Source organism: Aureimonas glaciei (assembly GCF_014643375.1).
GTDB lineage: Bacteria > Pseudomonadota > Alphaproteobacteria > Rhizobiales > Rhizobiaceae > Plantimonas > Plantimonas glaciei.
In genome coordinates this window covers 537212-549781 of record NZ_BMJJ01000002.1, presented here as the reverse complement: position 1 = coordinate 549781, position 12570 = coordinate 537212, and the positions used below count along the sequence as shown (strand labels likewise).

The following is a 12570-nucleotide window of genomic DNA, read 5'->3' as shown; positions in this document are numbered from 1 at the left end:
TTTTCAGTGGCACCGGTGCCGTCGTCCCCGGGAGGCGCCGATTGACAAGAGCGGGGACCTTTGCCGATGGTCCGGCATCCCGGCACGGATCGGCGTGTCTGCCGGCCGGGTCCCCTGCCGCCGATAGCGGCAGGCGGCGGCCAGAACGCTTCGAGATGGGAGAGCCTTGGATGACGACCTCGCAGCGCCGTACGGCCTTTCGCGACCTGCACCGCGCCGGCTGTTTCGCCCTCCCCAATCCCTGGGACGGCGGCAGCGCCGTCCGCTTCGCCCGGGCCGGCTTCAAGGCGCTGGCCTCGACGAGCGCGGGCGCGGCCTGGGCGCTCGGCAAGGAGGATGGCGAGATGACCGTCGAAGAGGTGCTGGAGCATCTCCGCTTCCTCTGCGGCGTGACCGAGCTGCCGGTGAATGCCGACTTCGAGGCGGGCTTTGCCGACACGGCCGAGGGCGTCGCCGACAATGTCGCGCGCTGCATCGCCACCGGCGTCGCCGGCCTGTCGATCGAGGACGCGGTCCGGGGCGAGCTCATTCCGGTCGCGGTGGCTGCGGAGCGTATCCGCGCGGCGCGGGGCGCGATCGACCGCTCGGGCGAGGACGTGGTCCTCGTCGGCCGCTGCGAGGCCTATTTCATGGAGCCGCTCGATCTCGGCGAGGTCATCGCGCGCCTTCGCGCCTATGGCGAAGCGGGGGCGGACTGCCTCTATGCGCCCGGCCTGAAGGAGATCGGAGCCATCGCCGAGGTCGTTCGCTCGGTCGACAGGCCGGTGAACGCCAACCTGACCGGCACCGGCCTGTCGGTCGCCGACATGGCCGCGGTGGGCGTGCGCCGTGTCAGCGTCGGCGGGGCGCTGGCCAGAGCGAGCTATGCCCATGTCGATAGCCTAGTCGCGCTGCTGGCGACCGAGGGCCGGCTGCCTTAGGGGCTCGTCCCGGCGGCGTCACCGGCTGGAAGACAGGGTCGCCTCGCCCGCTCGCGGCCTCGGCCGCTAACCGAGCTCGCTCATCTGGACCAGGCGGCCCTCGCGGTGGCTCAGCGTCGCGGCATCGGCGAGAAGCCCCGCCTTCAGCCCGTCCTCGCCCGACGGCGCCGGGGCGATGCCGCGTTCGAGGCAGTCGATGAAATAGGCCAGCTCGTGCTCGTAGGCCCGGGCATAGCGCTCGAGGAAGAAGTTCTGCACGGGATCGGCGAGGACGCCGTCGCCCGTGGCCAGCACCACCGTCGTCGTCGGCACGTTCTCGGCGCGGATGAGGCCCTTGGCGCCATGCACCTCGATGCGCTGGTCGTAGCCATAGGTCGCCCGGCGCGAATTGGAGATCTGGCAGATCTTGCCGGTCGCCGTCTTCAGCTGCACGGCCGCGGTGTCGACGTCGCCGGCTTCGCCGATGCCGGGATCGACGAGGCAGGAGCCGAAGGCGTGGACCTCCGTGATCTCCTCGCCGAGGAGGAAGCGCGCCATGTCGAAATCATGGATCATCATGTCGCGGAACAGGCCCCCGGACGTCGCAATGTAGGAGACCGGCGGCGGCCCCGGATCGCGCGACAGGATCGTCACCAGTTCGACCGCGCCGATCGCGCCCTCGCTGACGCGGTGGCGCAGGCTGGCGAAGTTCGGGTCGAAGCGGCGGTTGAAGCCGATCATCAAGGGCACGTTGCCGATCTTCCCGAGCGTCGCCCGGATACGGTCGGAGCTGAGATCGACCGGCTTCTCGCAGAAGATCGCCTTGCCGGCGGCGGCCGCCTTTTCGATGAACTCGGCATGCGTCGTCGTCGGCGTGCAGATCACCACTGCATCGATCGAGGCAGCGGCGAGGAGAGCCTCGGCCGAGACCAGGGCGGCACCGGTGACTTCGGCCAGCACCGCGGCCGCCTGCGGAAAGGCGTCGGCGACGGCCACGAGCTCGGCATGGCTGTTGGCGGCGATGTTGCGGCCGTGGATCTGTCCGATCCGCCCGGCGCCGAGCAGTCCAAAACGCATCATGGCTTCCTCCCAGAAATGATGGCTTCCAGCGCTAACCGAGTTGTTTGGAACATTCAATCCGCATTGACAAAGCGGCAAAATTTTTGTTTCATTTTGAGCGCGAGATGGAACAGGCCGTCGAAAAGACGGTGGGGAGGCGATGATGCGGGAAACGACAGGCGGCGCCGCGGCCGGCGCTCTCGACGTGATCACCATCGGCCGATCCTCCGTCGATCTCTATGGCCAGCAGATCGGCTCGCGGCTGGAGGACATCACGAGCTTTGCCAAGTCGGTCGGCGGCTGTCCGTCCAACATCGCCATCGGCACCGCCCGGCTCGGCCTCAGGAGCGGCGTCATCACCCGCGTCGGCGACGAGCCGATGGGCCGCTATATTCGCGAGCAGATGCTGCGCGAGGGCGTCGCCACGGAGGGCATCGTCACCGACCGGGAGCGCCTCACCGCGCTCGTCCTCCTCTCGGTCGAGAACGAGCACAGCTTTCCCCTCATCTTCTACCGCGAGAACTGCGCCGACATGGCGCTCGACGAAAGCGACATCGACCCGGCCTTCATCGCCCGGGCCCGTGCCATCGTCGTCACCGGCACACATTTCTCACGCGAGAACACCGCCGCGGCGCAGCGCAAGGCGATGGCGCTCGCCAAGGCGAACGGCGCGAAAATCTGCTTCGACATCGACTACCGGCCGAATCTCTGGGGCCTCGCCGGCCACAGCGCCGGCGACAGCCGCTACATCGCCTCCGACGCCGTGTCGCAGCGCCTGCGCCTGGTGCTCTCCGATTGCGACCTGATCGTCGGAACGGAAGAGGAGATCATGATCGCCGCCGGCGAGAGCGATGTCCTGGCCAGCCTGAAGGCCATCCGGGCGCTGTCGTCGGCCGTCATCGTCCTCAAGCGCGGGCCGATGGGCTGCATCGTCTATGACGGGGAGATCGCCGACGATCTGGAGGCCGGCATCGTCGGCGAGGGCTTTCCGATCGAGGTCTACAACGTGCTCGGCGCCGGCGACGCCTTCATGTCCGGCCTGCTGCGCGGTTTTCTCGGCGGCGAAACGCTGGCGACGGCGGCGACCTGGGCCAATGCCTGCGGCGCCTTCGCCGTCTCGCGCCTGCTCTGCTCGCCGGAAAGCCCGACCTTTACCGAGCTGCATCATTTTCTCCTGCACGGCTCGGCGGAGCGGGCGCTGCGCAAGGATGAGACGCTGAACCATATCCACCGGTCGACGACACGGCGCCGGACGATGCCGAGCCTCGTCGCGCTGGCGATCGACCATCGCTCGCAACTGGAGGAGATCGCCGCCGAGACAGGCGCCGAGCCCGGTGCCATCGCCCGCTTCAAGCCGCTGGCGATCGCCGCGGCGGCGCGCGTCGCCGCCGGTCGCGACGGTTTTGGCACCCTCCTCGACGAGACCTATGGCCGCGCGGCCTTCGATGCCGCCGCCAAGGCCGGGCTGTGGGTCGGACGCCCGGTGGAGATGCCGGGCTCGCGGCCGCTGCGCTTCGAGCACGGCCGCGACATCGGCTCGCTGCTGGTGGAATGGCCGGTCGACCACACGATCAAGTGCCTGTGCTTCTACCACCCGGACGATCCGCCGGCGCTGAAGGCGGAGCAGATCGAGACGCTGCTGCGCCTCGCCGAGGCGGCGCGGCGCGTCGGGCGCGAACTCCTGGTCGAGATCATCGCCGGCAAGCACGGGATCCTCGACGACGACACCGTGGCGCGCGCGGTGCGCCAGCTCTATGATGTCGGCATCAAGCCGGACTGGTGGAAGCTCGAGCCGCAGGGGTCGGCCAGGGCCTGGGCCAACATTTCCGCGGTGATCGAGGCGGCCGATCCCTGGTGCCGCGGGATCGTGCTGCTCGGCCTCGATGCGCCGCAGGAAGAGTTGGAGGCCGCCTTCGCGGCCACCGCCGACGCCCCGCTGGTGAAGGGCTTCGCCGTGGGCCGGACGATCTTCGCCGAGACGGCGCGCCAATGGCTCGGCGGCACGATCGACGATGCCGCCGCCATCGAGGCGATGGCGGGCCACTTCGGCGCTCTGGTCGCGGCCTGGGAGCGCACCAGATCCTCCGGTGCGGCCTGAAGCGGCCGGGACGAGCCTTTCCGCGCGCTTGGCTCTCGGAGGCTCTGGAACGGGCGAAGACCGGCGGACAGCCGGCGATGCGGCACAGGACCTGCGGGCCGATGGGAGAGACGAAATGACCACCGTGCGACTGACCATGGCGCAGGCCCTGGCGCGCTTCCTCACCCGGCAGATGACGGTGGTCGACGGCGAAAAGCTGCCGATCGTCGCCGGCATCTGGGCGATCTTCGGCCATGGCAATGTCGCGGGCATGGGCGAGGCGCTCTACGGCGTCCGCGACGAGCTGCCGACCTATCGCGCCCATAACGAGCAGGCGATGGCGCATGCCGCGACCGCCTTCGCCAAGGCGAATTTCCGCCGCCGCTTCATGGCCTGCACGACGTCGATCGGCCCGGGCGCGACCAACATGGTCACCGCCGCCGCCGTCGCCCATGTCAACCGCCTGCCGCTGCTGCTGCTGCCCGGCGACGTCTTCGCCTCCCGCCGGCCAGACCCGGTGCTGCAGCAGATAGAAGATTTCGGCGACGCGACCGTCTCGGCCAATGACTGTTTTCGCCCGGTCTCGCGCTATTTCGACCGCCTCACCCGGCCCGAACAGCTGATGCCCGCGCTCCACCGGGCGATGGCCGTCCTCACCGATCCGGCCGAGTGCGGCCCGGTGACGCTCGGCCTCTGCCAGGACGTGCAGGCCGAGGCCTACGACTACCCGGCAAGCTTCTTTGCCGAACGCATCTGGGCGACCCGACGGCCGCGGGCCGACGAAGCCGAGTTGCAGGCCGCGGCGATCTGCCTGCGCAACGCCCACAGGCCGGTGATTATCGCCGGTGGCGGCGTGCTGTATTCCGAGGCGACAGAGGATCTCCTCGCCTTCGCGCACGCGCACGACGTTCCGGTTCTCGAAACGCAGGCGGGAAAATCGTCGATGCCGCACGACGACCCGCTCGCAATGGGCTCGGTCGGCGTCACCGGCACGTCGGTGTCGAACCGCCTGGCTGGGGAAGCCGACGTCATCCTCGCCGTCGGCACGCGGCTGCAGGATTTCACCACCGGCTCCTGGACCCTCTTCCAGAACCCCGCGCGCCGCATCGTCGGCCTCAACGTCCAGCCCTTCGACGCACTGAAGCACGCCACGCACGGCCTCGTTGCCGACGCCCGGGCGGGCCTTTCCGACCTCTCGGCCGCGCTCGGCGACTGGTGCGCGCCAGCGGGCTGGCGCCAGTCCGCCGAGGACGGCCGGGCCGACTGGAACCGCGCCGCCGCCGCCGCCAAGGCGCCGACGAATGCGGCGCGGCCGTCGGACGCCGCCGTCATCGGCGCGGTCGAACGCGTCTTCGGCCATGCCGCCTGCGTGGTCTGCGCCGCCGGCGGCCTGCCGGGCGAGTTGCACAAGCTTTGGAACCCGTCCGTTCCCGGCGGCTACCATCTGGAATACGGCTTCTCCTGCATGGGCTACGAGATCGCCGGCGGGCTCGGCGTCAAGCTGGCGCGACCGGATGACGACGTCGTCGTGATGGTCGGCGACGGCTCTTATCTCATGATGAATTCCGAGATCGCGACCTCCGTGATGCTCGGGCTGAAGCTCGTCATCGTCGTCCTCGACAACCGCGGCTATGGCTGCATCAACCGGCTGCAGCGCTCGACCGGGGCGGAGGGTTTCAACAACCTTCTCGGCGACAGCCATCACCTGGCTTTGCCCGAGATCGACTTCGCCGCCCATGCCCGGGCGCTGGGCGCCATCGCCTCGAAGGTCGGCTCGATCGCCGATCTGGAAGCGGCGCTCACTGCTGCACGCGACAACGACCGCACCACGGTGGTCGTCATCGACACCGACGCCTATGCCGTCACCGAGGCCGGCGGCACCTGGTGGGACGTGGCGGTGCCGGAAGTGTCGACGCGCGGCGCGGTCAACGAAGCCCGGGCGAGCTACGAAAAACAGCGCCTCTTGCAGCGCGCCGACTGACCCTATGATCTCCCGGAGACACAAATGATCCGCATCGGTGCCAACCCCATCTGCTGGTCGAACGACGACATGACCGAAATCGGCGGCGACATCCCGCTCGAACAGTGTCTCGCCGAGGCCAAGGCGATCGGCATCGAGGGCATGGAGTTGGGCAACAAGTTCCCCAAGACTGCCGAGGCGCTGAAGGGCAAGCTTGCCGAATTCGGCCTCGCTTTCATCTCCGGCTGGTATTCGACATTCCTCCTGGAGCGCGACGCGGACGCCGAGTTCTCGGCCGCCCGCGCGGCGATCGCGCTGCGCAAGGACGCGGGCGCCGAGGTCCTCATCGTCTGCGAATGCACGCGGACAGTGCACGGCACGAAGTCGGCGCCGCTGTCCTCCCGCCCGGTGATGAGCGAAGAGGAATGGGCGCTGTTCCTGCCGCGGATGACGCGCTTTGCCGAGCTCGTCCGCGAGGCCGGCCTGCAGCTCGTCTACCACCACCACATGGGCACGGTGGTGCAGACCGGTGCCGAGATCGACCGCTTCATGGCCGGCACGGGAGAGGCGGTGCAACTCCTGCTCGACACCGGCCACGCCACCTGGGCCGGCGCCGACCCGGTGGATCTCGCCACGCGCCATGCCGACCGGATCGGCCACATCCACACCAAGGACGTGCGCGCCGCGGTGGCGGCCGAGGCGGCGGAGGGCGACTGGTCGTTCCTGGATGCCGTGCTGGAGGGCGTCTACACCGTGCCCGGCGACGGCACGGTCGACTACCCCTCGGTGTTCCGCGCCCTCCCCGACTATGCCGGCTGGGTCGTCATCGAGGCCGAGCAGGACCCGGAAAAGGCCAATCCGAAACAGTATGTGACGCTCGGCTACGCCAATCTCGTCCGCTTCCTCGACGAAGCCGGGCTCCGACGGGCGGCCTGACCGCCGACGCATCGCACCGACAACCCGAAGGGCCTCCGCCATGACCTCTCCCCTCCGCCTGCGCCCCAAGCGCGACCATGACCGCGTCCATCATGTGACGCCGGAGAGCGCTGGCTGGACCTATGTCGGCTTCGAGCTCTACCGGCTCTCGCCCGGCCAGAGCGTCGCCGAGCGCACCGGCGACCGCGAGGTCTGCCTCGTCCTCGTCACCGGCCGCGCGAGCGTCGCCAGCGACGCCGTCGATTTCGGTCTCATCGGCGAGCGGATGACCCCGTTCGAGGGAAAGCCCTGGTCGGTCTACGTGCCGGCCGACGACCGCTGGCAGGTGACGGCCGAGACCGAGGTCGAACTCGCCGTCTGCTCGGCGCCGGGCAGGCCGGGCGCGCACCCGCCGCGGCTGATCGCGCCGGAGACGCTCGGCCAGGAGACGCGGGGCCAGGGCACGAATGTCCGCCACGTCACCAACATCCTGCCGGAGACCGATGCAGGCGCGGACTCGCTGCTCGTCGTCGAGGTGATTACGCCGGGCGGCCACACCTCGTCCTACCCCCCGCACAAGCACGACACCGACAACCTGCCGGCCGAATCCTATCTGGAGGAAACCTACTACCACCGCTTCAACCCGCCCCAGGGTTTCGGCTTCCAGCGCGTCTACACTGATGCCCGCGCTGACGGCAGCCGCGAGCTCGACGAGGCCATGGTGATCGAGGACGGCGACGTGACCCTCGTGCCGAAGGGCTACCACCCCTGCGCCGCCACCCACGGCTACGACCTCTATTATCTCAACGTCATGGCCGGGCCGGTGCGCACGTGGAAGTTCCACAACGAGCCGGCGCACGAGTGGCTGGTGAAGCGGTAGGGGAACCGCGACGAAGCTCGCCAGCGGCGGCGCTACACTCCCATGCAGAAGAGTTTCTCCTCGAAGAGTTTCTCCTCCATGCGAGAGAACTCCATCCTCATCCCGTAGAGCGCCACGCCCATCCATAGTCATTCTCGGGCTTGACCCGAGAACCCATGCCAAGCCGGTCGAACTGCGCTTCGGGTCAGGAGCAGCGGCACTCACTGGAGCGCTTGAACCCTCCCGGGATTTTGGGCCGCTATGGCATGGGTCCTCGGGTCAAGCCCGAGGATGACTATCGCGGGGGGAGCACCTGGAGATCGGCCGTTTCCGGTGCGGCATAAATCCTCGGCCCGAGGATGACTATCGCGAGGGGTAGCGGCTGGAGATCGGCCGCTGCCGAAACCACGGCGCTGTCCCGCTGAACAGCGGTCGTCTGCTCGAAAGGGTGCCTCTCACCCTCCCATGCTTTCTCCGGCAACGGACCCCCGCATCGCCATCGAAGCGGCCGCGCCCGGCGCATCCGCCGGCTACCCCCGCGGCCCGACCAGCGCGAACATCGCCCCTTGCGGGTCGATCGCCTGGACGATCCAGTTGTCCCCGGGAACCTCATGCGGGCCGTTGGCGATGGTGCCACCGGCCTCAGTGATCCTCTCCGAGGCCGCGGCGATGCTGTCGACCTGGATGTAGTAGAGCCAGTAGGGCGCCGGGGCGGCGGCGTTCGTCATGATGGCGCCGATGTCCTTTGTCCCGTCGGTGACGATCTGGTAGACGCCCATCGGGCCCATCTCCATCGCCATCCCCTTCTGCCAGCCGAACTGCTTGTGGTAGAAGTCGAACGCCGCCGCGCCGTCGCGAGCATTCAGCTCGTGCCAGGCGACATGGCCCGGCGTGCCCGGCGCCACGGACGGCTCGCCCTCGCCGCGAAAGACGGTGAGCATCGTCCCCTGCGGATCGGTGACGACGGCAAAGCGGCCGACGCCGGGAATGTCGGCGGGCGGCTTTTCGATCGATCCGCCCGCCGCCTCGAAGGAGGCGGCCACCGCATCGACGTCGGCGACGGCGACGTAGCCGAGCCACATCGGCGGGGCGTCGTCACAGGGCCGGGTCATGATCCCGGCGACGTCGCGGCCGGCGGCGCTGGCCAGCGTGTAGCGCGGCGTCGCCTGGCCGGAATCGCGCATCGTCCAGTCCGCCACCTTGGCGTAGAAGGCCTCGGCCGCGGCGGCGTCGCTCGTCACCAGCTCGTACCAACAGAAACTGCCCGTCATTGTACCCTCCCCGCCCGACCGTTTTTCCAGAAGCTCCCGGCGGAACGCCGGCGCCGCGACGCCCCGAACCGTCGTCACTGCCCTTGACAATAACGTTGATATCAACTCTTATACGGCATGTCAAAGACGGTTTCCTTCGACGCCACCCTGATGGTGCGCGACACCTGCCTCTGCCTGCACACCCAGCGCGCGGCCCGCACCCTCGCCCGTCGCTTCGACGAGGCTCTGCGGCCCGTGTCGCTGACGAACGGACAGTTCTCGCTGCTGATGTCGCTGAACCGGCCGATGCCGGCGACGCAGGGATCGGTGGCGCGCCTGCTCGGCATGGACCGCACGACGCTGACGGCGGCGCTGAAGCCGCTGGCGCGGCGTGGGCTCGTGACGGTGGAAGTCGACCCCGTCGACCGGCGCGGCCGGCTGCTGACGCTGACGGAAGAGGGCATGGCGCTTCTCGCCGACGCCCTGCCGATCTGGCGCGACACGCATGCCGCCATCGACGCGGCGCTGGCGGGAGACGGCGACGAGCTGCGCGCCGCCCTCAACGCGCTCGCCTGAGCAGCGGGCCTGGCGGCGGCCCGGCCATCGCCTGCCGATCGACGGCACCGTTCCTCCCCTCAAGGGGCGGACGGTGGGACGAGACATTCACGGCAACGCTCGGCCAACCCGCCGACGATCAAGGGAGAGACAGATGATCGAGGTCAGTGCCTTTCGGTGGGTGCCGCCCTTTGCCAGGGGTCATGTCCGCGATTTCCGGGTCCGCTGGGCGCTGGAGGAGGCCGGCATGCCCTATCGCTCCCGGCTGATCGACTTTGCGGAGAAGGAGCAGGACGCCTATCTGAACTGGCAGCCTTTCGGGCAGGTGCCGGCGATCCACGAGGACGGCCTGGCGCTTTTCGAATCCGGCGCCATCGTCCTTCACATCGCCGAAAAATCGCCGGCGCTGATGCCGTCCGACGAGGCCGGCCGTCTCAGGATGACGGCGTGGATGTTTGCCGCGCTGAACTCGGTCGAGCCGCCGGTGCAAAATCTGGGCGAACTCGATTTCTTCACCAGCGACGAGAGCGTCAAGGCGGCGCGGCGGCCGGTCGTGGTCGAGGCCGTCAACCGGCGGCTCGCCTCCCTGGCGCGGTGGCTGGGAGACCGCGACTATCTGGAAGACCGCTTCACCGCCGCCGACCTGCTGATGACGACCGTGCTGCGCGACCTCGGCCACACCGACCTCGTCGAGACGCATGGCCGGCTGGCGGACTATCGCCGACGCTGCGAGGCCCGGCCGGCCTTTGGCCGCGCCATGGCCGACCATCTCGCCGATTTCCAGGAGCCGGTACCGGCCTAGAGGGCGCACCGCCCGTCCTGGGGGGGATCAGGCGGCGCGAAGGCCGCCCGATCCGCTCGGACACCTCGCCGGGAGAGCCGGCCTACTTCTTGGGCTTCGGCGGGGTCGCCACGCTGCCCTTCTGGCTCGGCGCGGCGGCATTCTGCTTCGGCGGCTGTTCCTTCTTGGTCTTTCCCTTGCTCTCTTTCATGGCCGTCATCTCCCTAAAGTGCCCCGGAGGGCGTTGATCCGGGCCGCGCTAGCGGATGGGACTGAAGACCAGTCAGACGCCCCCCTCTCGGCGAAGTCAACGCGGCACGATCGCGGGCGCGACCGACGCCAGCGCGACCCACGGTAGCGGCACGCCGTGCCACGGACGCCGGGGCGCAAGATCAGGCCGGAGGATGCTCGGTGCCCGACTCGATGGGATATTCTCGGGCCCGGCGGCCGAAGATCGATGCAAATCCGCCACAGGGACCGGACTAGTTCGTTGTGCCGGCGGTGCCCCGCAAAGCCCCGTCGCGGCAGGCGCCGCCACCGGCGCCGAGCGACCCGCCGGACCGCCCCATCGAGCTCAATGCGTTACAAAGATTCCCTAACGTCATAATTCATCATCCTGGCTTTTCCGGCCGCGCCGACCAAGGCTTGTGCGAGGCTGGACTTTCGTCATCATGGTATGACGCACAGATGATGCTGATTTCGGATTTCAGGCGCCAGACACAAGAGCATCGGAGCGGCTGCCGGAGATGGGGCGTGGGTACAGCATTCCTAGACAGTAAAACTGAATTTCTTCCCCTGGGGGATGTCGCGTCCGACGCGGCCTCCGGCGCCAGCGCCCGGACACCCGGATGGGCGCTCGCCTGTCTGGTGGCCCTCCTGGCCCTCCTCGTTTCCGGGGTCGCGGCCGCTCAGACGGTGCCGAACGTGGCGCCGCGCGTCCCCGCCGAGCAGCTGCCGGAGATCGAGGCGGCCCGCGCCCGCCTGTTTGCCGAGATGATGCGCGACCCGGCCAATCTCGACATCGCCTTCCGCTATGCGGATCTGTCCTCGCGCGCCGGCGATCTGGAGGCGGCCATCGCCACGCTGGAGCGCATGCTGATTTTCGCGCCGGGCCTGCCGCGCCTGCAGCTGGAACTGGGCGTGCTCTACTACCGTCTCGGCGCCTTCGAGACCGCGCAGACCTATTTCGACCAGGCGCTGGCCGCCCCCTCCGTTCCCGAGGAGGTGCGCACGAAGGTCGCGCCCTATCTGGCGGCGATCGGCGAGAAAAGCGCGGTGGACAGTTTCTCCGGCACGGTGACGACGGGCGTGCGCTGGCAGTCGAATGCCAATGCCGCCCCGGAATCGCGTCTCGTCCAGACGACGCTGCTGACCGATCCGCTGCTGCTCGATCCTTCGGCCCTCAGCGACGACGACGTCAACGGCTTCGTGGCCGGCAGTTTCCACTATTCCCGCGCGCTCGCCGGCCAGGGGGACCAGTTCGAGGCGCATCTCCAGACCTATGGCGCCCTCTATGCCGAACACGACGAGATCAACACCGGCTATGCCGAACTCACCCTCGGCCCGACCTTCAACCTGGAGCGGCTGAACATCGACGATGCCAGTTTCGGCGTCTACGGCATCCTCGGCGGCGTGACGCTGAAGGAGGACCCCTATCTCCTGTCCGGCGGCATCGGCATGAGTCTCGCCAAGCTGCTGACGCCGGCGACGCGGCTGACGCTGCGTGGCGAATTCCGCGGCGAATCCTTCGAGGATTCCGATCTGCGGCCGACGGCGTCTGAGCGCAGCGGCAGCCGCTTTCGCGGCCAGATCGGCCTGCAGCACCAGGTGACGGGACAGCTGGTCCTGTTCGGCACGATCGGCGGCGAGCACCGCGACGCGGACCGCGACTATCTCAGCTATTCCGAATTCGGCATCAACCTGGGCGGCGCGCTGGATTTCCGCTCGCCCTTCCCGTCGCAGGCCGATCCCTGGACGCTCGGGCTCGCCGCCGGCTACCTCGATCGCGGCTACGACGAACCGGACCCCGTCTTCAGCCTGACCGAGGAGGAAGAGGACGAGGAGTTCTTCGTCGAAAGCTCGCTGACCGTCCCGCTGCGGGACGACTGGGCCCTGCAGGCGACGCTCGGCTATCGCGACGTGTCGTCGAACTACGACCTTCGCCGCTTCGACAATGTCAGCACGTCCTTCGGCGTCGTGAAGCGGTTTTGAGGAG

General features: G+C 68.7%; 10 protein-coding genes. 8 read left to right on the top strand and 2 right to left on the bottom strand.

Annotation, left to right across the window (positions count from 1 at the left end; all coding sequences use genetic code 11):
- The first annotated feature begins 170 nt into the window (after nt 1-170).
- Nucleotides 171-920, top strand: coding sequence for an isocitrate lyase/PEP mutase family protein (locus IEX88_RS06595; RefSeq protein ID WP_188849766.1), 750 nt, complete (start codon nt 171-173; stop codon nt 918-920).
- A gap of 66 nt (nt 921-986) precedes the next feature.
- Here IEX88_RS06595 and iolG read toward each other — a convergent pair whose 3' ends face one another.
- Entirely contained in the window at nt 987-1979 is a 993-nt protein-coding gene (iolG, locus tag IEX88_RS06590; RefSeq protein WP_188849765.1) for an inositol 2-dehydrogenase, read from the bottom strand.
- Between the two features lie 139 nt (nt 1980-2118).
- Here iolG and IEX88_RS06585 point away from each other — a divergent pair, with 139 nt between their 5' ends.
- The 4 genes from IEX88_RS06585 to iolB all read left to right on the top strand — a co-directional run bounded on the left by IEX88_RS06585 (nt 2119) and on the right by iolB (nt 7790).
- Nucleotides 2119-4056, top strand: coding sequence for a bifunctional 5-dehydro-2-deoxygluconokinase/5-dehydro-2-deoxyphosphogluconate aldolase (locus tag IEX88_RS06585; protein WP_188849764.1), 1938 nt, complete (start codon nt 2119-2121; stop codon nt 4054-4056).
- Nucleotides 4057-4171: 115 nt separating this feature from the next.
- Entirely contained in the window at nt 4172-6016 is a 1845-nt protein-coding gene (iolD, locus tag IEX88_RS06580; protein ID WP_188849763.1) for a 3D-(3,5/4)-trihydroxycyclohexane-1,2-dione acylhydrolase (decyclizing), read from the top strand.
- A gap of 24 nt (nt 6017-6040) precedes the next feature.
- Complete coding sequence (gene iolE / locus IEX88_RS06575; RefSeq protein ID WP_188849762.1) at nt 6041-6931, top strand: myo-inosose-2 dehydratase; 891 nt, start codon at nt 6041-6043, stop codon at nt 6929-6931.
- A 40-nt stretch (nt 6932-6971) separates the two neighbouring features.
- Entirely contained in the window at nt 6972-7790 is an 819-nt protein-coding gene (gene iolB, locus IEX88_RS06570; protein ID WP_188849761.1) for a 5-deoxy-glucuronate isomerase, read from the top strand.
- Nucleotides 7791-8299: 509 nt separating this feature from the next.
- On the opposite strand, the gene IEX88_RS06565 is transcribed toward iolB, so the two are convergent.
- Nucleotides 8300-9040, bottom strand: coding sequence for a VOC family protein (locus IEX88_RS06565; RefSeq protein WP_188849760.1), 741 nt, complete (start codon nt 9038-9040; stop codon nt 8300-8302).
- A gap of 117 nt (nt 9041-9157) precedes the next feature.
- On the opposite strand from IEX88_RS06565, the gene IEX88_RS06560 reads away from it, so the two are divergent.
- The 3 genes from IEX88_RS06560 to IEX88_RS06550 all read left to right on the top strand — a co-directional run bounded on the left by IEX88_RS06560 (nt 9158) and on the right by IEX88_RS06550 (nt 12566).
- Nucleotides 9158-9595 carry a MarR family winged helix-turn-helix transcriptional regulator gene (locus IEX88_RS06560; protein ID WP_188849759.1) on the top strand — a complete coding sequence of 146 codons (438 nt, stop codon included), beginning with the start codon at nt 9158-9160 and terminating at the stop codon, nt 9593-9595.
- A 133-nt stretch (nt 9596-9728) separates the two neighbouring features.
- On the top strand, nt 9729-10376 hold the full coding sequence (locus tag IEX88_RS06555; RefSeq protein WP_188849758.1) for a glutathione S-transferase family protein: 648 nt from the start codon (nt 9729-9731) through the stop codon (nt 10374-10376).
- A gap of 732 nt (nt 10377-11108) precedes the next feature.
- A complete protein-coding gene (locus IEX88_RS06550) occupies nt 11109-12566 on the top strand; it encodes a tetratricopeptide repeat protein (protein ID WP_188849757.1) in 1458 nt (485 codons plus the stop codon).
- Nucleotides 12567-12570: the final 4 nt, after the last annotated feature.

Excerpts from the sequence above, each read along its gene's own strand:
- IEX88_RS06595 (WP_188849766.1), top strand. The coding sequence starts at position 171 with ATGACGACCTCGCAGCGCCGTACGGCCTTTCGCGACCTGCACCGCGCC.
- iolG (WP_188849765.1), bottom strand. The coding sequence starts at position 1,979 with ATGATGCGTTTTGGACTGCTCGGCGCCGGGCGGATCGGACAGATCCAC.
- IEX88_RS06585 (WP_188849764.1), top strand. The coding sequence starts at position 2,119 with ATGATGCGGGAAACGACAGGCGGCGCCGCGGCCGGCGCTCTCGACGTG.
- iolD (WP_188849763.1), top strand. The coding sequence starts at position 4,172 with ATGACCACCGTGCGACTGACCATGGCGCAGGCCCTGGCGCGCTTCCTC.
- iolE (WP_188849762.1), top strand. The coding sequence starts at position 6,041 with ATGATCCGCATCGGTGCCAACCCCATCTGCTGGTCGAACGACGACATG.
- iolB (WP_188849761.1), top strand. The coding sequence starts at position 6,972 with ATGACCTCTCCCCTCCGCCTGCGCCCCAAGCGCGACCATGACCGCGTC.
- IEX88_RS06565 (WP_188849760.1), bottom strand. The coding sequence starts at position 9,040 with ATGACGGGCAGTTTCTGTTGGTACGAGCTGGTGACGAGCGACGCCGCC.
- IEX88_RS06560 (WP_188849759.1), top strand. The coding sequence starts at position 9,158 with ATGTCAAAGACGGTTTCCTTCGACGCCACCCTGATGGTGCGCGACACC.
- IEX88_RS06555 (WP_188849758.1), top strand. The coding sequence starts at position 9,729 with ATGATCGAGGTCAGTGCCTTTCGGTGGGTGCCGCCCTTTGCCAGGGGT.